2 protein-coding genes are annotated in these 732 nt (G+C 47.3%); both read left to right on the top strand.

Going from position 1 to position 732, the window contains the following annotated elements:
- Positions 1-32 precede the first annotated feature (32 nt).
- Complete coding sequence (locus C5B91_RS21195; RefSeq protein ID WP_119713025.1) at positions 33-218, top strand: hypothetical protein; 186 nt, start codon at positions 33-35, stop codon at positions 216-218.
- Positions 205-732: AAA family ATPase (locus tag C5B91_RS21190; protein WP_158589935.1), on the top strand; the 528-nt coding region annotated here is incomplete at its 3' end. The genes C5B91_RS21195 and C5B91_RS21190, both read left to right, overlap by 14 nt.

The raw sequence follows: 732 nt of genomic DNA, 5'->3' as shown, positions 1-732 counted from the left end.
GATTTATCTATTAATGAGGACACCACGCTGCCATGTCTAATCCCTCGGTATCTCTCCACGACAAGATTCTCAATGAATTTGGGAACCGAATTCAGGAATCGGAAGACATCCCTCCCGAGCTTGTAGAAAAGCTTGAGGAGTTGGACCGGTACGGCCTTGAGTCCACAGAAAGCATCGAATCTGCACTTGATGAGGTGGTGGACGATGCGCCTGAATAGACTCAAAATAGAAGAGTTCAGAGGAATCAGATGCACAGAACTCGAATTTAGCGACAAGGGGATTCTAATCTATGGTCCAAACGGTGTTGGTAAGAGTAGTACTCTTATTGCGTTAGAATATTTGCTGACCGGCACCGTTTCCAGACTAACTGGTAGAGGGGAAGGACGCAAGCCACTTGAGCATGCTCTGGTCCATAAAAAGGCAGACTCACGTGAGGACAGTAAAGTCACTGCTGAATTCTCGCACCGAGGAGAATCTGTGGAAATCAGACGGTGCGTGGCCGATGGTGAGCTCGAGGTTCTCTCATCAAACTCAGCTACAACGACCGCGCTAGCGGAGTTGACTTCTGCCGTTGAGGATCAGCAAAACGTCCTTTCAAGACAAGAGCTGCTTCAGTTTATTAATGCAACTGATTCAGACCGCAGTAAGGCTCTCAATACGATTCTCCGGATAGACGATATCGATGAATATCGGATGACCCTCCAGCGAGCACACAGAAATATATCAAATAAA

The sequence above is a fragment of the Haloferax sp. Atlit-10N genome, from assembly GCF_003586325.1.
Taxonomy (GTDB): domain Archaea; phylum Halobacteriota; class Halobacteria; order Halobacteriales; family Haloferacaceae; genus Haloferax; species Haloferax prahovense.
Note: the sequence above shows the minus strand (reverse complement) of the source record. Positions and strands in the feature narration are given on the sequence as shown.